Origin of the sequence: Bradyrhizobium sp. 137, from assembly GCF_023074095.1 — a bacterium.
Classification (GTDB): Bacteria; Pseudomonadota; Alphaproteobacteria; order Rhizobiales; family Xanthobacteraceae; genus Bradyrhizobium.
The window spans coordinates 37338-54721 of record NZ_JADPKU010000129.1; the positions used below are offsets into that span (position 1 = coordinate 37338).

Genomic DNA, 17384 nt, shown 5'->3' on the forward strand with positions numbered 1-17384 from the left:
ATGGCCAAGAAGAAACGCGGCGATGCGCACGGCGGCGGTCACGGCTGGTTCGTGACCTTCGCCGACCTGATGGGCCTGATGATGAGCTTCTTCGTGATGCTCGTCGCGTTCTCGACCCAGGACGCCAACAAGTTGAAGATCGTCGCCGGATCCATGCGCGACGCCTTCGGCGTGCAGAGCGAAGCGCGCTATGCCGGCATCGTCGAGTCCGACGGTCTGCCGACGCGGCCGCGGCTGAAGAACGTCGACCATATCCAGCCCGAGGAAGCTTCCAACACGCCGACGCCCGACCAGGATGATCGCGACCGCACCTCGGGGGCGAAGATCAAGGTCGACCGCAATTTCGCGCTCGCCGCGGCCTCGCTGCGCCAGGCGTTGCAGGACATGCCGGAACTGACGGAAATGTCCAAGCACATCATGTTTGAAGAGACCAAGCAGGGCCTCAACCTCGAGATCGTCGACCAGGATGGCCGCTCGATGTTCGCCGACGGCTCCAAGGTGCCTTACGACCGCACCCGCCGCTTGGTCGAGAAGCTCGCGATCCCGCTCAAGGCGACGCCGCTTCGCGTCTCCATCGCCGGCCACACCGCGGCGGGATTTGTGCCGGTCCGCAGCGACTACGGCGCCTTCGACCTGTCGGCCGACCGCGCGAATGCCGTGCGCCAGATCCTCGAACGCGAAGGATTGCCGCCGTCGCACATCTTCGCTGTCTCGGGCAAGGCGGACACCCAGCCGCTGTTTCCGGACGATCCCTCGCTCGCGGCCAATCGGCGGGTGACCATCACCCTGATGCGGGAAGATCCGCCACTGCCGCCGAATCTGAAGCCGTAGGGACTTGCGCTACCATCTTACCTGAGGCATCTCGTCGCGCTGCGGCGAGCGTGACCGCGCCGTCACAGCATCCGGCTCGGCGCCTGCTATGGTGGTGAGCCGGTTGACAGGCCCGCCGGAAGCGTCAAAAGGCGCCGGATCAAATTCAGGGACGAAGCGTTCTCCACCCTCATGACGGCGAGCATCACATCGACCGAGACCCAGGAAGGGCCGGTCACATCAGGTTTTTGGGCCCTTACGCTCGGGAGCATTGGCGTCGTCTTCGGCGATATCGGCACTTCGCCGCTCTATGCCTTCCACGAGGCGGTCAGAGGCGCGGCCCATGGCGAGCCGGTCTCGCGGGTCATCGTGCTCGGCGTGCTCTCGCTGATCCTATGGGCGCTTCTGATCGTCGTCACCGCCAAATACGTCCTGCTGCTGCTGCGCGCCGACAATAACGGGGAGGGCGGGACGCTCTCCCTGATGGCACTCGGCCAGCGTGCGCTCGGGCGGCGGAGCTGGTTCCTGCTCGCGCTCGGCGTGGTTGGCGCCTCCATGTTCATCGGCGATTCCATGATCACACCGGCCATCTCGGTGCTGTCGGCGGTCGAGGGTCTCAAGCTCGCAACCCCTGCGTTCGAGCACTACGTCGTGCCGCTCACGGTGCTCATCCTGGCATTGCTGTTCGCAGTGCAGAGCAAGGGCACCGCGCTGGTCGCCTCGGCGTTCGGGCCGGTGATGGTGGTCTGGTTCACCGTCATCGCGGTGATGGGAGCTGTCCACATCGCCGACGACCCCTCAGTGCTGGCGGCGATTAATCCCTATTACGCGGTGCAGTTCGTGCTGTCGCACGGCACGATCGGCCTTGTCACACTCGGCGCCGTGTTCCTGGCTGTGACCGGGGGCGAGGCGCTCTATGCCGATCTCGGCCATTTCGGGCGCAAGCCGATCCAGTCAGCCTGGATGTTCTTCGTGCTGCCGGCGCTCCTGATCAACTATTTCGGGCAGGGTGCGCTGGTGCTGTCCGATCCCAGCGCGATCGAGCATTCCTTCTATCGCATGGTGCCTGAAAGTCTGGTGCTGCCGCTGGTCGGGCTTGCGACTGTCGCGACCGTGATCGCTAGTCAGGCGGTAATCACGGGCGCCTATTCGCTGGTCTATCAGGCGGTGCAACTCGGCCTGCTCCCTCGCTTCGAGGTGCGCTACACCTCCGAGACCCATGCCGGCCAGATCTATCTGCCGCGCGTCAACCGGCTGCTGCTGATCGGTGTGATGCTGCTGGTGCTGCTGTTCCACACCCCCAGCAATCTGGCTTCGGCCTACGGCATCGCGGTCTCCACCACCATGGTCGCCGACGGCATCATGGGCTTCATTGTCATCTGGAAATTGTGGAACTGGCGCGCTGCCACGGCTGCGGCCGTGATCATGCCCTTCGTCGTCGTCGACCTAAGCTTCTTCAGTGCCAATCTGCTCAAGCTGCTCGAAGGCGCCTGGGTGCCGCTGCTGTTCGGCGTCGCCATGGCGGGGACGATTTGGACCTGGCGGAAAGGCTCGGGGATCCTGATCCAGAAGACGCGCCGGATCGAGGTGCCGCTGGACGATCTGATCCGAAGTCTGGAGAAGCGGCCGCCGCATATCGTCAAGGGCACGGCCGTATTTCTGACCAGCGATCCGTCGTTCGTGCCGACGGCGCTGCTGCACAATCTCAAGCACAACAAGGTGCTGCACGAGCACAACGTGATCCTGACCATCGAGACCGCGCATACGCCGCGGGTCGACCTGTCCGAGCGATTCCGCATGGAAAAGATCAGCGACAAGTTCTTCAAGGTCCGCTTGCGCTTCGGCTTCATGGAGCAGCCGAACGTGCCGAAGGCGCTCGCGATCGCGCGCAAGCAGGGTTGGCAGTTCGACATCATGTCCACGTCGTTCTTCGTGTCGCGACGATCGCTGAAGGCCTCGGCCCAGTCGGGCATGCCGCTGTGGCAAGACCACCTCTTCATCGCGCTGAGCCGGTCGGCCAACGACGCCACTGACTATTTCCAGATTCCCACGGGGCGCGTGGTTGAAGTCGGGACCCAGGTCACCATCTAAATGCAACTGCCGGAGTCATGCAAATTTGCATGCCTAAGGCCCGGAATCGGGCTATGCTATGCCGGTAGCGCAGGACTATAAGCCGCGCGCCCTTCCGCCATTGTGCAGTGAAGCATTTTAGAGGCCACCAGGCTCTCCATGACAAGCGACGTAGCAATTTCGGCCCCGGAAACGGCGGCGGCCAATGGCGATGCCCATACCACGGCTCGTTTCGGTGCGCTGACGCTCGGTAGCATCGGTGTCGTCTATGGCGACATCGGCACCAGCCCGCTCTACGCATTCCGCGAGGCCGTGATGGCGGCTTCGGGGGCGGAGGGGCTACCAACGCCGGCGGCCGTGCTCGGGGTGCTGTCGCTGATCCTGTGGGCGCTCATCGTCGTGGTGACGCTCAAATACGTCGTGATCCTGCTCCGCGCCGACAATAATGGCGAGGGCGGCACGCTGGCGCTGATGGCGCTGGCCCAGCGCGCCGTCGGAACCGGCGGAGCGACCGTCGTCCTGCTCGGCATCATCTCCGGCGCCCTGTTCTACGGCGATGCCGTGATCACGCCCGCACTTTCGGTGCTGTCGGCGATCGAAGGCATGAAAGACGTGACGCTGCGGTTCGAGCCCTACATCGTGCCGCTGACTGTGGCGATCCTGGTCGGCCTCTTCGCCGTGCAGTCGCGCGGCACCGCCCGGGTCGCCGCCTTCTTCGGCCCGATCATGTGCGTCTGGTTTGCGGTGATCGCCGCGGCGGCGGTCCATCCGATCATCGCGCAGCCGGAAGTGCTGTACGCGCTGAATCCGCTCTACGCCGTGTCATTCATGCTTCAGCATGGCGTCATCGGCTTCGTGACCTTGGGCGCGGTGTTCCTGGCGGTCACCGGTGCCGAGGCGCTCTATGCCGACCTCGGCCATTTCGGCAAGCGGCCAATCCAAACGGCCTGGTTGTCTATCGTGCTACCATCGCTCGCGCTGAACTATCTAGGGCAGGGGGCGCTCGTCCTCAGCGATCCCGGGGCGATCGTGAGTCCGTTCTTCCAGCTCTTCCCGCAAGGTTTTATTCGCGGCAGCATGGTGGTGCTTGCCACCATGGCCACCGTGATCGCGAGCCAGGCCGTCATCACCGGCGCCTATTCGCTGACGCGGCAGGCGATCCAGCTCGGACTGCTGCCGCGCTTCGAAATTCGCCATACGTCAGAGGCCCATTCCGGCCAGATCTTCATCCCGCGCATCAACCAGCTGCTGCTGGTTGCGGTGGTGCTGCTGGTACTCCTGTTCCGATCCTCCAGCGCGCTCGCCTCGGCCTACGGCATCTCCGTCACCGGCACCATGGTGGTCACGGCGATGATGGGCTTCGTCGTGATCTGGAAGGTCTGGCGGTGGTCTGCGTTCGCCGCCGCAGCGCTCATCGTGCCGTTCCTGTTTCTCGACCTGACCTTCCTCGCCGCGAACCTGCTCAAGGTGTTCGAGGGCGGCTGGGTGCCGCTGGCGCTCGGCGCGCTCATGATCATCCTGATGTACACGTGGCGGCGGGGCAGCCGGCTGCTGTTCGACAAGTCGCGCAAGCTCGAATTCCCGCTCGCCGACCTTGTGGCGATGCTGGAGAAAAGGCCGCCGCAGCGGGTGCCCGGCACAGCCGTGTTCCTGACCTCGGACCCACTCAGCGCGCCGACGGCGCTGATGCATAGTCTGAAGCACTACAAGGTGCTGCACGAGAAGAACGTCATTCTCACTATCGACACCGCGCAGACCCCGCGCATCGACCCGGCCGACCGGGTGCGGCTGGAGCAGATCTCACCGACCTTCTCAAAGGTGACGCTGAAATTCGGCTTCATGGAATCGCCCAACGTGCCCAAGGCGCTGGCGATCGCGCGCAAGCTCGGCTGGCAGTTCGATATCATGTCGACCTCCTTCTTCCTGTCGCGGAGGGCGCTGAAGCCGGCGGCCCATTCCGGTATGCCGCGCTGGCAGGACCGGCTGTTTATCTCGCTGAGCCGCTCGGCGAACGACGCCACCGACTATTTCCAGATCCCCTCTGGCCGCGTGGTCGAGGTTGGAACGCAGGTCACGATCTAGGCAGGCAAACCAACGCTGCGCTTCAAGTCGCTGCGATTTAGCTTTAACTTGCACCGCTCAGCTCAAGCCATTGTAGCGCTTGATTTTCGTCGGCCGAGAGGCGAGGTTGCCGCCGACCGGGTGCCCCGGCCAATAGGCGCGACGTTGGAGGATGATGTGGCAAATCAGGTACAGGATCTGACCCCGGACGAGGTCTCCAAAGGTGTCGCGGAAGGCCGCTATCTGCTGGTCGACGTCCGCGAGCCGAACGAGGTCGAAGCCGAGGCCTATCCTTACGGCGTCGTGGTTCCGCTCTCGACCTTCGATCCCAAGGCGATCCCGGATCCCGAAGGCAAGCAGGTCGTGTTCGCCTGCCGATCGGGCAAGCGCTCGGTGACCGCCTCGCTCGCGGCGCAGGCGGCGGGCCTGCCTTACGACAAGCATCTGGCCGGCGGCATGCTGGGCTGGAAAGCGGCCGGTCTTCCCAGCAAGGTTGGCGGCTGAGCTCGCGATGACGACCAAGAGCTCGTCGCTAAACAAGGTCTTCGCCGACCTTCCCGTCACCATCTTCGAGGCGATGTCGCAGGCCGCGCGCGACAATGCCGCAATCAATCTCGGCCAGGGTTTTCCTGACGATCCCGGCCCCGAGGACATCCGCCGGGCCGCGGCTGATGCCTCTCTGCACGGCTACAACCAGTACCCCTCGATGATGGGCCTGCCCGAGCTGCGCCAGGCGATCGCAACCCATTACGGGCACTGGCACGGGCTCAAGCTCGATCCGATGAGCGAAGTGATGGTGACCTCCGGGGGCACCGAGGCGCTGACCTCGGCAATTCTCGCGGTGGTTCAGCCCGGCGACGAGGTGGTCTGCTTCCAGCCAGTCTATGATTCCTACCTGCCGATCATCCGACAGGCGGGCGGCACTCCGCGCCTCGTCCGACTCGAGCCGCCGCACTGGCGGCTGAATGAGGACATGCTGAAAAGCGTCTTCAATTCAAAGACCAAGGCGGTGCTGTTCAACAACCCTTTGAATCCCTCCGCGGTGGTGTATCCGCGCGAGGACCTCGAGCTGCTGGCGCGCTACTGCCAGGAGTTCGATGTCATCGCGATCTGCGACGAGGTCTGGGAGCACGTCACTTTCGACGAGCACAAGCACATCCCGCTGATCACCATCCCCGGCATGCGCGAGCGCACGATCAAGGTCGGCTCGGCCGGCAAAATCTTCTCGTTGACGGGGTGGAAGATCGGCTTCGTCTGCGCCGCGCCGCCGCTCTTGCGCGTCGCCGCCAAGGTGCACCAGTTCTTGACCTTCACCACCGCGCCGAACCTCCAGGCCGCCATCGCCTACGGCCTCGGCAAGCCCGACGACTACTTCCTGTCGATGCGCAAGGACCTGACGCGGAGCCGCGACCGTCTCACCAAAGGGCTGGAGAGCCTCGGTTTTCCTGTGCTGAGGTCGCAAGGCACCTACTTCCTCACGGTCGATCTGTCGCCGCTCGGGCTGAACGAGAGCGACACCGAGTTCTGCTGGCGGATTGTGAAGGACTACAAGGTGGCGGCGATCCCGGTGTCGGCCTTCTACGAGCAGGACCCGGTGACCTCGGTGGTGCGCTTCTGCTTTGCCAAGAAGGACGAGACGCTCGACACAGCACTCGAGCGGCTGTCGGATGCGGTGCGCGGGCGCAAGAGGTAGAAGATGACGAACGTCGGCCGCTTCAGGCTTTGCTTCGCTCTCGCAATTGCCGCAGCGCTGACGTTGCTCTCCGCCCCTGCAAGTGCGGAGGAACGGGTCGTCAACTTCTACAACTGGTCCAACTACATGGCGCCGGAGGTCCTTGAGAACTTCACCAAGGAAACCGGCATCAAGGTGGTCTACGACACCTTCGACGCCAACGAGACGCTGGAGACGCGCCTGATGGCCGGCAAGTCCGGCTACGACGTCGTGGTGCCCACCGCCTATTTCCTGCAGCGCCAGATCAAGGCCAATATTTTCCAGAAGCTCGACAAGTCGATGCTGCCTAACTTGGCCAACGCCTGGCCCGTGGTGACCGAACGCCTCGCGATCTATGATCCCGGCAATGTCTACGCCGCCAACTACATGTGGGGTACGACGGGCATCGGCTACAATGTCGCCAAGGTGAAGCAGATCCTGGGGCCGGATGCGAAGATCGACAGCTGGGACATCGTCTTCAAGCCCGAGAATTTGACCAAGTTCAAAGACTGCGGGGTGCACATGCTCGACTCCGCCGACGACATCTTTCCGGCAGCGCTGAATTATCTCGGGCTCGATCCGAACTCGACCAACCAGGCGGACCTGGAGAAGGCTGCCGACGTCGTGGCAAAAGTCCGCCCGTCCGTGCGCAAGTTTCACTCCTCCGAATACTTAAGCGCGCTCGCTACCGGCGAGATCTGCTTCGTGGTCGGCTGGTCCGGCGACATCATGCAGGCCCGCGCCCGCGCTGCGGAGGCCAAGAGTGGCATCGAGATCGGCTATGCCATTCCGAAAGAGGGTGCGCAGATGTTCTTCGACAATCTCGCGATCCTCGCGGATGCCAAGAACGTCAAGGAGGCCTACGAGCTGATCAACTATCTCTACCGCCCCGATGTTGCCGCCAAGAACTCGGACTTCCTGTCCTACGCCAACGGCAACCTCGCCAGCCAGAAACTGGTCAACCCAAAGATTTTGAACGACAAGAACATCTATCCGGACGAGGCGACGCTTTCGAAGCTCTTCGTCATCACCGCGCGCGAGCCGGCGACGCAGCGCATCATCAATAGACTCTGGACCAAGGTGAAGACGGGGCGGTGAGGAGCACACCCGTCATTGCGAGGAGCGAAGCGAAGCAATCCAGAATCTCTCCGCGGAGGCACTCTGGATTGAATCGTCGCTTCGCTCCTCGCAATGGCGGCGTAACTACCGCCACCTTCTATGCAGCCACAGCCATTGCTCCGGATGCTCGCGCACCCAGCTTTCCACCACGCTCGTGATCGCCTGGGTCGTGCCCTGGATGTCGATCTTGCCGTCGGCATCGCGCACCGGCTTGATCTCTTCGGTGAGCTCGCCGCGAAAGCGGCCGTCGGGCAGGCGGATGATGCGCACACCGTGGATCGGGCACTCGACCTGGCGCAAGAGGCGCGCCAGCATCGGGTTGGCGCGGGTCTTGCGGCCGAAGAAGGTGACCTCGACGCCGGCCGTCAGATATTGATCGATCAGCATCGCGACGTGCTTGCCGTCCTTGAGCGCCTGCGCGAGCCGCAGCGGCGCGTCGCGGCCTGCCGGGATCAACGTGCCCATGTTGACTTGGCGCATCTCCTGGATGATGCGGTCGGCGGAGGCGATGTTCGGTCGGCGATAGAGGATCGCAGTATCCAGCCCATGCGCGACGGCGGCGAGCGCCGGCAATTCCCAATTGGCCAGATGCGCGGCGAAGATCAGCGCCGGCTTGCCATCGTCGCGGATCTGGTCGAACAGCTCGATGCTGCGCGGCGACAATTCGATCCGGCTCTTCTCGGGGTGATCGCGGTCGTAGTCCCAGACATGGTCGATATGGGCGAACTCGGCGCCGACGCGGCCGAGATTGTCCCAGACGCCCATCAGGATCTGTTCGATCTCCTCTGGCGACTTCTCCGGAAATGCCGCAGTGAGGTTGGCGCGGCCGATGCGATGCTCGCGCAGACGCGGGCCGATGAGCTTTACGACGCGCGCGAAAAAGTCCGAAGTCTTGACCGGATCGAAATAGCGCGTGGTGCGCAGCAAGCCGACAGTCGCGGCGCCGATCAAGCTGCCGCCGAGCGATTTGGCAGCCTCCCGCGCGCGGGCCTTCGTGCTCGCAGTCAGCAGTGCCATGCGTCCGGTCAGGCCGGTTCGCGGGTCAGGATCAGCGAGGCGTTCTGGCCACCGAAGCCGAACGAGTTCGACATCACCGCGGTGACGCGGGCATCGCGGGCCTTGTTGCCGACGACATCGAACAGGATCGTCGGATCCGGGGTCTCGTAGTTGATCGTCGGCGGGATACGCTGATGCTCGAGCGTGAGCAGCGAGAAGATCGCCTCGACCGCACCGGCGGCCGAGATGGTGTGGCCGACCATCGACTTATTAGAGGTGACCGGAATCTTCTGCGCGAGCTCGCCGAACACTGCCGACGTCGTGTTGAACTCCATCTTGTCGTTTTCGGGCGTCGCGGTACCGTGCGCGTTGATGTGGTCGATCTGGTCCGGCGTCATGCCGGCATCGGCCAGCGTCTTGTTCATGCAGCCGATGATCGGCTTGCCGTCGGGCGAGGAGCGGGTGCGATGGAAGGAATCGGTGAGCTCGCCGCAGCCGGCGATCACGCCGAGGATCTTTGCGCCGCGCGCGGTCGCCGCCTTGTAGCTTTCCAGCACGAGCGCGCCGGCGCCTTCGGCCATGACGAAGCCATCGCGGTTCTTGGAGAAGGGGCGGGAGGCCGCCTGCGGCGGATCGTTCTGGGTCGAGAGCGCCGAGAGTAGCGAGAAGCGCACCAGCGCCTCCGGATTGACGGTACCGTCGGTCGCGACGCACAGCGCAGCGTCGGTCTCGCCACGCCGGATCGCCTCGACGCCGAGCTGGATCGAGGTCGCGCCCGACGCGCAGGCCGTCGATAGTGAGATCGGCGAACCCTTGGTGCCGAAAGTCTCGGCGAGATGCGCGGCGACCGAGCCGAACATGAAGCGGTGATGATAGTCGCTGTACTTGCCGCCGCCGGAGATGCGCAGGAGGTCGTCGTAGTTGAAGTCGGTCTTTCCGACGGCGCGGCCAAGCTCGCGCCGCTGCGGCCATTCGACCTCGACCGGCGCGACTGCGAGGAAGAGGGGACCGGGGAAATCCTCCTTGGCGCCGATGCCGGCCTGCTCGAGCGCTTCCTCCGTCACCAGCTCCGCCATCCGCTCGGAGAGGCCGGTGGAGGAGAACGGATCGACGCTGACGAAATCCACCGTACCAGCCATCGTGGTCTTCAGGCCGTCGACCGGAAAACGCGTGATAGTGCGGATGCCGGATTCGCCGGCGACCAGCTTCGCCCAATTGTCGGCCTTGCCGGCGCCGAGCGAGGTCATGATGCCCATGCCGGTGACGACGACGACGGGACGGCCGAATTTGTCGCGTGGTGCAGTCATTTCGACCCCCTGAGCTAGCTCACTGCCTCGATCAGCGCCATGCCTTCGCCGCGCCAGTGTCCGGCCCCTATCACCACGATCTGGGTGGGCGCGCCCTGCATTTCAATCTCGGTCCCGGTGGAATCATTCGGCGGGAACAATGCACCGCGCGAGATCGACAGTGCGGCCAGGGCAATTCCGAGCGGGAATTGCGTTTCCATGGTGTGGCCGAACATGGTGCCGGTCGAGCGCACCGGCAGATCCGCATGGCCCCTCAGGAAGCTGCGCTCTTCCGAGGTCGCGGGCTCGGCGCCGGTCGCGCCTGATATGATCGCGGCCTTGCCCTCGCGCTTGGGCAGCTTTTCCCAAAGCTTCTCCAGCGTCGAGGCCATGTCGCCAGGCTGCTTGCGGCGGGCAAGGTCGGCGACGACGCTGGTGAGCTTGGCGAACGGCTTTGCGCCGCGCGCCTCTGCATGCGCCTTCGACTCCAGTACCAGGAAGGCGCCGGCCGAACCGAGCGCGAAGCCGGGACGGTCCTTGCGCGCCCACACCGGAGCGAACTTGTCCTTCAGGTTGAAGTCGCCGAATTCGTAGAGGACCATCAGGTCCTTGCGTTCGCCATTGTGCGAGCCACCGACCAGCGCAATGTCGCTCTCACCCGAGGCGATGCGCGCGAGCGCAATGCGGGCGGCGTCCGCGCCCGCGACCTCTTCGCCCATGAAGGTGCGCGAAGTGCCGCCGAGACCATGGACGATGGCGATGTTGCCGGCGAGCAGGTTGGAGAGCTGGGCCAGGAACAACGTCGGCCGCAGGTCGCTCATCAGCCGTTCGTTGAGGAAGCCGGGGGCGTTGGCGCCCTTGGCCTCGGCCGTGAGCACACCGGTGTCGACGTTGAGATCGCGCTCGCCGCCGCCTGCGGCCACCACCATGTCAATCTTCGACAGGATATCCTTGTTGCCCTTGATCCCGGCGGAATCGAGCGCCAGGCCCGCGGCATAGGTGCCAATACGCTGCCAGGCTTCCATCTGGCGCTGGTCGCCCTTCTTCGGAATCTGGCTGTCGAAAGAGACCGGCATCAAGGGATGCACGATGTAGGGCGCAAAGCCCTTCTCGTCGACATTGATGCGCTTCTCCTGGAGCGCAGCCCAGTTGGCGTCGAGCCCCTCGCCGAGCGAGGTGGCAAGTCCAATGCCGGTGATCCAGACTTCCGTCTGGGCGGGCTTCGTCGCGAAGGTGTCGGTCATGGCGAAACGGCCTGTTGCGGAAAGCCGACGCGTTTGGCGATTGCGTCCATGTGTCCGCGCATATCCGCATTGGGAAAGGGAATCTGCGTGAAGGTGAGCGTCGAATTCGCGCGCAGCTTGCCGCCGACCCGGATCTTGGCTTCGGTGACCGCGTAACCCGAGCCTTGATGGGACAGGGTCGCCTCGATGCTCATGACATCACCGGGGTAGACCGAGCCGCGGACCTTGGCCTCCTTCACGGCGGCGAGGATCGGCATGCGCTCGAACTTCAGCACGCCGAGCTGAAGCCAGCCCGAAGCCTGCGCCATCGATTCGATCAGGAGCACGCCGGGCATCAGCGGATAGCCCGGGAAGTGTCCCTCGAAGATGGTGCTTGCGTTCGGAACCTGGGCCTCGACGACAATCGTCTTCTCGTCGACGTTTAAGTCGACGATCCGATCGATCATGTGGAAGTATTCGAGTTGCATGGCCGCGCGCTTAGGCGCCCGCGCCCTTGGCCGCGACGAGCTCGTCGATGCGCGCGCACAGGTTCTTCAGCACGAAATACTGCTCGGTGGTCGCCTTGCCGTCGTTGACCTCCTGGGTCCACTTTTCAAGCGGCAGCTTGATGCCGAACTGCTTGTCGATCGCGAACGCGATATCAAGAAAATCGAGGCTGTCGATGCCGAGATCATCTATGGCATGGCTATCCGGCGTGATCGTGTCGCGCGGGATGTCGCAGGTTTCAGCGATGATCGTGGCGACCTGATCGAATGTGGAAGACATCACTAAGCCTTTGATATATTGCAGGTATTTGTCAGATTCCAGAGTGGCACGGTGGGTGGGCATCGCGCCCCTGATGACGCCCTCAAACCCCTCTCTGGCCGGGTCGAAAGCCCGTATATCGGAGCGCCGCCCTGAGTTCAATGGAGCCGGCCAGGCGCGGAGACAGGGCTGGGGATGCCCGCCACGGGCCGTCCAGTGAGGGACCGCCGGCAAGGCGCGCCTAGATGTGCGGCGTCGTGATCTTGACGCAGTCGCGGCGGCCCATCAGCACGCAATCCTGAGTCCGGCGCAGGTCGGCAATACTCACGGCGAGCCAAATCCCGATCGCGGTCAGCGCGATGGTGAAGGCGAGCGCCGCGATATTGGCGAGCATGCGGTGGCGGAAATCGTCCGGTCCGGTGCGGGGCTGCTCGTAGCGCGATAGGTCGAGCGGCTCCGGCGCCGCGCGCAATGACTGCACGGTGCCGCTGCCCCGGCGAACCATGGCGGAAGGCGAGGTGCGCGGCCTGAATTGGAGCACCCGGTGCTCGTCATCAGAGCTTATGGGCCGCTGGCTTTTCATAGGGCAGGGGATCACTCCGAAGCAGCGATTTTTAAATAGCATACGTGATGAGCGCGTTGCAGAAAATCTTCTCAACGCCCAGATGCATTTCCTATTCGCACTATTTTGCATAGCGCGCCGCCAAGCGTCACGAGCCGGCCGTAAAGTGGTCAAGAATATGCGGTTGCGTTGCAATATTGGCCGGGGAACTCACGCGTGCTCTCGTCCACATCGGCTTGTGATCTGCGCGTGCAGCCCAACGCCTTTGCCGTCGCTGGGGCGATGGCATAGTCCAGGGAACCTGTTCCGCCAATCGCAACCAAGTGAGAGACCGTTCGAGATGACAAATACGCGCGAGCCGAGAGTGCACCCGGTCCCCATCCTGTCGCTGCGGCCGACGCAGATGACGGTCGGCATGCGCGAGGTCAAGGAGAAGCGCAAGCGCTGGCGCGAGCACGACAAGAAGAAGCAGGCCGACCTGCTCGGCAAGCACATGATCCCCGTCGTCTACGGCCCGGACCAGCGCTATTACGTGATCGATCATCATCATCTCGGCCGCGCATTGCACGACGAGGGCATCAAGGAGGTGCTGGTCACCATCGTCGGCGACCTCAGAATGGTCGAGCGCGAGGCGTTCTGGGGCGTCCTGGACAACAAGCGCTGGGTCTATCCCTACGACGCCAAGGGCGAAAGGCGGCCGTTCCGGGACCTGCCGAAATCGGTGGCCGACCTCAAGGATGACCCGTTCCGCAGCCTCGCCGGCGAGCTCCGCCGCATCGGCGGCTTCGCCAAGGATACGACGCCATTCTCCGAATTCCTGTGGGCCGACTATCTGCGCCGAAAACTCTCGCGCAAGCTGGTCGATGCCGATTTCGACAAGGCGCTCGAGAAGGCCATGTCCTCGGCTAGAAGCAAGGATGCGATCTATCTGCCCGGCTGGTGCGGGCCGGCGGACGAGGATTAGGGGCACATGGATACTGCACCGCAATCCGACCTCATCACAGCCTCTTGAGCGAAATCATTTTCCGCCCGCATGAAGCGGTCCTGAAATAGAGCCGTCCCATCCTTTGGGGCAATCGGGCTCACACGGGAGGCAAGAATGCGCCGTCTGGTTTTCGCTGTTGCCCTGCTCGCCCTTGCGTCAGCGGGGGTTTCGGCCTCGTTTGCGGCAGTTCACCATGCCAAGACATTGACGTTGACGTTTGCCGAGCGCTTTGCTCCGGCACTCGAGTTGATGGCAAAGCGCTAGCGGCATAGCGCTTCGTAGCCGCACGCAATGCATCACCGCGACCCCTGCTCGTACGGAGTCGCTGGACCCTGCGGCGGAAGGTGAGCGCGCGGCGAGCGCACGGCGAGCCGAAAGCGCCTAAACGCTGCTTTCAGGCTTCTGCTCGGAGGCTGTTTCATGCAGCAGTTCCTCCTGGCCACCGAGCATCCGGTGCAGCCAGCGCTCGACGCGGCGGCCGACCGTCAGCAGAACGAAGGCGAACGCCAGCGCGGCTGCGACGATCTTCCATTGTCCGGTGCCGCAGACGATGCCCAGACAGGCAGCGAGGAACGTGCAAGCCGCACTGGTCAGGCCGCTCACGCGAAAACCTTTGCTCTCGTGGACAATGACGCCGGCACCGAGGAAGCCGATCCCGGTCAGGATGCCCTGGATCACCCGGCTCGCCGCATCGGTGATTCTGCCGGGCTCGGCGAACTCGACCGCGAGCAGCACGACGGCCGCGGTGGAGAGCCCGACGATGCCGAGCGTCTTCAGTCCGATCGGCTTACCTTGCAGATCGCGGTTCAGGCCGATCGCTCCGCCGGCAAGCGTGGCGCTGCCGAGACGCAGCACGATTTCGGGCCAGTCGAGCTCGGTCATTGCCTGTCGATCACTTCTTCGGCAGTCGTCCCATCAGATAGAACTCCTCGTTCGGGCGCATGCCCGTGAAATTCGCCAGCCGATTCGAAAGTGCGAAGAAGGCGGAGATCGCAGCGATGTCCCAGATGTCGTCGTCGCTGAAGCCGTGCGGCGCGAGTGCTGCGAAATCGTCCTCTGAAATCCGCTGCGCCTCGGCCGAGACCTTCATCGCGAATTCGAGCATCGCCTTCTGCCGCGGCGTGATGTCGGCCTTGCGGTAATTAATCGCGATCTGGTCCGCGATGAGCGGATTCTTGGCTCGAATGCGCAGGATCGCGCCATGCGCGATCACGCAATATTGGCATTGGTTGGCCGCCGAGGTCGCGACCACGATCATCTCGCGCTCGGCCGTGGTGAGGCCGCCGTCCTTCTCCATCAGTGCATCGTGATAAGCGAAGAAGGCGCGAAACTCGTCGGGACGATAGGCCAGCGTCAAGAACACGTTCGGCACGAAGCCGCTCTTCTCCTGCACGGCGAGGAGCCGCGTGCGGATGTCGTCCGGCAGCGTGTCGAGGGCGGGGGCGGGGAAGCGTTGCGCGGGCTTTGTCATTTGCACGGACTCCGGCTTGGGGGCGGCAAACATAGTCGATGCGGGCGGCCGTCTCAACGTGCTGCATATTCCGTGGGGCGCGCCCCGGACGCAGCGCAGCGCTTGTCCAGCGGTGCCCTGCAGAGCCGGGGCCCATCTTTCCGAGAGTGCGGTGCGTGTGGCGTGGGTCCCGGCCCTGCGCAGCAGCGTTGCACGCTGTAGCGCGTCCGGGACACGCGCGGCCTTACCTCAACGGCTTCTTCAGCAGCGAGAAGCGGTCGGGATCGAGGCCCATCGACGGTTGCAGCATCGGCGCTTCGAGGCTGGACAACGTCTTGGCGGGAGGGGCCGAGAACAGTGGATCGTTTGGCACGTCGCGCTGCGAGGTGGCGCCGCGCCAGCGTTCGAGCACGGCGCTGACGAAATGCATGTCGTGACCGGAGGTGACCGAGGGCACGCTGCTGATGGTGGCTTCGCCGCGCGGCAATTGATGCGGCGGCACCTCCTTGAAGCGCAGCCGCGTCGGCAGGGCGACGCCTTCCCCGAACGCCAGCACTTCGCGGGTGCCGAGCGAGGGCACGAAGGACAACAGGTTGGCGGCCGCGTCCGACACGGCGGCGCGGAGCAGCGCTTGGTCGCGCTCGTTGGCGAGACGCATCGTGAACAGCGTGTTGCACTGGGAGATGATGGTGGCGTCGAGCTCGGCCGGGCGCTGGGTGATGAGGCCGAGATAGACGCCGTATTTGCGGCCCTCTTTAGCAATGCGCGAAACAGCCTTGCGGGTCGGCCCGAAGCCGATGTTGCGGTCGGCGGAGGCGTAGCGATGCGCTTCCTCGCACACGAACAGCAGCGGCGAGACGCCGTCGCTCCACAGGCCGAAGTCGAAAGCCATGCGGCAAAGCACCGAGACGACGGAATCGATGACCTCGGCCGGGAAGCCGGCGAGCTGCATCACCGTCATCGGTTTGCCGTTGGCCGGCAGGCGGAACAAATGGCTGATCACCTCGGCCATGGTGTCGCCGCCAACATTGGCGTTGTCGAACATGAAGGCGTAGCGCGGGTCGTTGCGGACGGCCTCGATGCGCGAGATCAGTTTGTGATAGATGATGCGCGACGAGCGGTTCTCGAGCTTGCCCATGCGCTCGTCGATCAGCGAGATCAAGTCAACCAGGCGATACGGCACTGGCGTGTCGGCGGTGTAGCCGACCTGCTTGGGATCGATGCGCTTGAGACCGATGCGGTCGGCGTTCTGGTACTGGGTATAGACGCCCTTCGCGATCGGGATCACCTCGGCGAGAATGTCGAGCTCCTCAGGCACGCCCGCGCGGCCGCCGAACAGCACGTCGACGATTTCCTCGAAGTTGAACAGCCAGAACGGCAGCTTTAGATTCCGCGGATTGAGCACTAGCGCGCGATCGCCGAAGCAGCGGCCATATTCGTTGTGCACGTCGAGCAGGAAGATGCGCAGGTTCGGACGCGCCTTCAGGATCTCGTTCAGCAGCAGCGAGACGCCGGTCGATTTGCCGACGCCGGTCGATCCCAGCACCGCGAAGTGCTTGGACAGCATTTCCTCGACGTCGACATAGGCGACGACCGAGCGGTCCTGCTGGAGGAAGCCGACATTGATCTGGTCCGACCCGATCGGCGCGTAGATCGTGCGCAACTCCTGGCTCGTGATCAGGTCGACGGCATCGCCGATGGTTGGATAATTGGTGACGCCTCGCTGGAATTTCGGCTTGTCGGTGGCGTTGAGGATCTCACCAAGCAGGTCGACCGAGGCAATCGCAATGTAATTGTCGCTAGCCGACAGGTTTTCGCAGGAGACCTCGGTGATCATTGCGACGATAACCGAGTTTGCGCAGCGGATACTGACGAAGCGGCCGACGGTCGCCCGAACCTCCGAGACCGGCATCCGGCTTTCCGCCAGAAGCCCGACCCGGGCGAGCGATCCGCGAACCGAAATCACGCGTCCAAAGGATGTCACAATGAATGAACCTGGCAAGAGCAACGGGTTTGGTCCGGACTATGCGCAGCCGTCGCTGCACAAACGGTTAAGCCGCAGGCGCGGCCGCTTCGTTAAATCCGCCGCAATCCGGCCGAAAGGTGGCTTCCTATCCGCGTTGAGAGAAGAAATGGCAGGAAAAAGCTACATTGGGAGGTTCAGGAGAGCCGAAGGCGGTTAAGGAAGGCTTTACCATTGGAGGCAGTCAGGGTTCCGCCGTTCGGGAGTAATTGTTCCCGGGAGCGGCGCGCCCTCCCGTTGGAAGATGTTTGGTTTGTTGACGAGACCTAATGATTTGTACATTAGTACAAATGAACCGACGGCTTCAGTGTCCGCCATGGCGT

General features: G+C 63.7%; 16 protein-coding genes. 7 read left to right on the forward strand and 9 right to left on the reverse strand.

Translation table 11 applies throughout. From position 1 onward, the window contains the following. The 6 genes from IVA78_RS32710 (at position 1) to IVA78_RS32735 (ending at position 7750) form a co-directional block, all read left to right on the forward strand. Positions 1-831 carry a flagellar motor protein MotB gene (locus IVA78_RS32710; RefSeq protein ID WP_247276827.1) on the forward strand — a complete coding sequence of 277 codons (831 nt, stop codon included), beginning with the start codon at positions 1-3 and terminating at the stop codon, positions 829-831. Positions 832-1002: 171 nt separating this feature from the next. Beyond that, on the forward strand, positions 1003-2901 hold the full coding sequence (locus tag IVA78_RS32715; protein WP_247276828.1) for a potassium transporter Kup: 1899 nt from the start codon (positions 1003-1005) through the stop codon (positions 2899-2901). A gap of 138 nt (positions 2902-3039) precedes the next feature. Next, the gene (locus IVA78_RS32720) at positions 3040-4962 is read left to right on the forward strand and encodes a potassium transporter Kup (protein WP_247276829.1); all 1923 of its coding nucleotides are present in this window, start codon (positions 3040-3042) and stop codon (positions 4960-4962) included. A 156-nt stretch (positions 4963-5118) separates the two neighbouring features. Next, on the forward strand, positions 5119-5445 hold the full coding sequence (locus IVA78_RS32725) for a rhodanese-like domain-containing protein (protein WP_247276830.1): 327 nt from the start codon (positions 5119-5121) through the stop codon (positions 5443-5445). 7 nt (positions 5446-5452) lie between these two features. Then, on the forward strand, positions 5453-6634 hold the full coding sequence (locus IVA78_RS32730) for an aminotransferase (protein ID WP_247276831.1): 1182 nt from the start codon (positions 5453-5455) through the stop codon (positions 6632-6634). Positions 6635-6637: 3 nt separating this feature from the next. Further along, the gene (locus IVA78_RS32735) at positions 6638-7750 is read left to right on the forward strand and encodes a polyamine ABC transporter substrate-binding protein (protein ID WP_247276832.1); all 1113 of its coding nucleotides are present in this window, start codon (positions 6638-6640) and stop codon (positions 7748-7750) included. A 105-nt stretch (positions 7751-7855) separates the two neighbouring features. Here IVA78_RS32735 and IVA78_RS32740 read toward each other — a convergent pair whose 3' ends face one another. The 6 genes from IVA78_RS32740 to IVA78_RS32765 all read right to left on the reverse strand — a co-directional run bounded on the left by IVA78_RS32740 (position 7856) and on the right by IVA78_RS32765 (position 12624). Beyond that, positions 7856-8788 (reverse strand): lipid A biosynthesis lauroyl acyltransferase, encoded by a 933-nt coding sequence (locus tag IVA78_RS32740; protein ID WP_247276833.1) that lies wholly within the window; start codon positions 8786-8788, stop codon positions 7856-7858. An 8-nt stretch (positions 8789-8796) separates the two neighbouring features. Beyond that, on the reverse strand, positions 8797-10074 hold the full coding sequence (locus IVA78_RS32745) for a beta-ketoacyl-ACP synthase (protein ID WP_247276834.1): 1278 nt from the start codon (positions 10072-10074) through the stop codon (positions 8797-8799). A 14-nt stretch (positions 10075-10088) separates the two neighbouring features. Next, positions 10089-11297, reverse strand: a complete 1209-nt coding sequence (locus IVA78_RS32750; protein WP_247276835.1) for a beta-ketoacyl-ACP synthase — start codon at positions 11295-11297, stop codon at positions 10089-10091. Continuing rightward, on the reverse strand, positions 11294-11764 hold the full coding sequence (locus tag IVA78_RS32755; protein ID WP_247276836.1) for a 3-hydroxyacyl-ACP dehydratase FabZ family protein: 471 nt from the start codon (positions 11762-11764) through the stop codon (positions 11294-11296). Before IVA78_RS32755 ends, IVA78_RS32750 begins: the two co-directional genes overlap by 4 nt. Before the next feature lie 10 nt (positions 11765-11774). After that, positions 11775-12062 (reverse strand): acyl carrier protein, encoded by a 288-nt coding sequence (locus IVA78_RS32760; RefSeq protein ID WP_094974763.1) that lies wholly within the window; start codon positions 12060-12062, stop codon positions 11775-11777. A 220-nt stretch (positions 12063-12282) separates the two neighbouring features. Beyond that, positions 12283-12624 carry a hypothetical protein gene (locus tag IVA78_RS32765; protein ID WP_247276837.1) on the reverse strand — a complete coding sequence of 114 codons (342 nt, stop codon included), beginning with the start codon at positions 12622-12624 and terminating at the stop codon, positions 12283-12285. Positions 12625-12943: 319 nt separating this feature from the next. Between IVA78_RS32765 and IVA78_RS32770 the strand changes: the two genes are divergently transcribed. After that, a complete protein-coding gene (locus tag IVA78_RS32770; RefSeq protein ID WP_247276838.1) occupies positions 12944-13567 on the forward strand; it encodes a ParB-like protein in 624 nt (207 codons plus the stop codon). Positions 13568-13969: 402 nt separating this feature from the next. On the opposite strand, the gene IVA78_RS32775 is transcribed toward IVA78_RS32770, so the two are convergent. The 3 genes from IVA78_RS32775 to IVA78_RS32785 all read right to left on the reverse strand — a co-directional run bounded on the left by IVA78_RS32775 (position 13970) and on the right by IVA78_RS32785 (position 17022). Then, positions 13970-14470, reverse strand: coding sequence for an MgtC/SapB family protein (locus IVA78_RS32775; RefSeq protein WP_247276840.1), 501 nt, complete (start codon positions 14468-14470; stop codon positions 13970-13972). 10 nt (positions 14471-14480) lie between these two features. Beyond that, positions 14481-15059, reverse strand: a complete 579-nt coding sequence (locus tag IVA78_RS32780) for a peroxidase-related enzyme (protein WP_247469439.1) — start codon at positions 15057-15059, stop codon at positions 14481-14483. Positions 15060-15282: 223 nt separating this feature from the next. Next, positions 15283-17022, reverse strand: coding sequence for a DUF87 domain-containing protein (locus IVA78_RS32785; protein WP_247276842.1), 1740 nt, complete (start codon positions 17020-17022; stop codon positions 15283-15285). Positions 17023-17384 lie beyond the last annotated feature (362 nt).

Excerpts from the sequence above, each read along its gene's own strand:
- IVA78_RS32710 (WP_247276827.1), top strand. The coding sequence starts at position 1 with ATGGCCAAGAAGAAACGCGGCGATGCGCACGGCGGCGGTCACGGCTGG.
- IVA78_RS32715 (WP_247276828.1), top strand. The coding sequence starts at position 1,003 with ATGACGGCGAGCATCACATCGACCGAGACCCAGGAAGGGCCGGTCACA.
- IVA78_RS32720 (WP_247276829.1), top strand. The coding sequence starts at position 3,040 with ATGACAAGCGACGTAGCAATTTCGGCCCCGGAAACGGCGGCGGCCAAT.
- IVA78_RS32730 (WP_247276831.1), top strand. The coding sequence starts at position 5,453 with ATGACGACCAAGAGCTCGTCGCTAAACAAGGTCTTCGCCGACCTTCCC.
- IVA78_RS32735 (WP_247276832.1), top strand. The coding sequence starts at position 6,638 with ATGACGAACGTCGGCCGCTTCAGGCTTTGCTTCGCTCTCGCAATTGCC.
- IVA78_RS32740 (WP_247276833.1), bottom strand. The coding sequence starts at position 8,788 with ATGGCACTGCTGACTGCGAGCACGAAGGCCCGCGCGCGGGAGGCTGCC.
- IVA78_RS32745 (WP_247276834.1), bottom strand. The coding sequence starts at position 10,074 with ATGACTGCACCACGCGACAAATTCGGCCGTCCCGTCGTCGTCGTCACC.
- IVA78_RS32750 (WP_247276835.1), bottom strand. The coding sequence starts at position 11,297 with ATGACCGACACCTTCGCGACGAAGCCCGCCCAGACGGAAGTCTGGATC.
- IVA78_RS32755 (WP_247276836.1), bottom strand. The coding sequence starts at position 11,764 with ATGCAACTCGAATACTTCCACATGATCGATCGGATCGTCGACTTAAAC.
- IVA78_RS32760 (WP_094974763.1), bottom strand. The coding sequence starts at position 12,062 with ATGTCTTCCACATTCGATCAGGTCGCCACGATCATCGCTGAAACCTGC.
- IVA78_RS32765 (WP_247276837.1), bottom strand. The coding sequence starts at position 12,624 with ATGAAAAGCCAGCGGCCCATAAGCTCTGATGACGAGCACCGGGTGCTC.
- IVA78_RS32770 (WP_247276838.1), top strand. The coding sequence starts at position 12,944 with ATGACAAATACGCGCGAGCCGAGAGTGCACCCGGTCCCCATCCTGTCG.
- IVA78_RS32775 (WP_247276840.1), bottom strand. The coding sequence starts at position 14,470 with ATGACCGAGCTCGACTGGCCCGAAATCGTGCTGCGTCTCGGCAGCGCC.
- IVA78_RS32780 (WP_247469439.1), bottom strand. The coding sequence starts at position 15,059 with ATGACAAAGCCCGCGCAACGCTTCCCCGCCCCCGCCCTCGACACGCTG.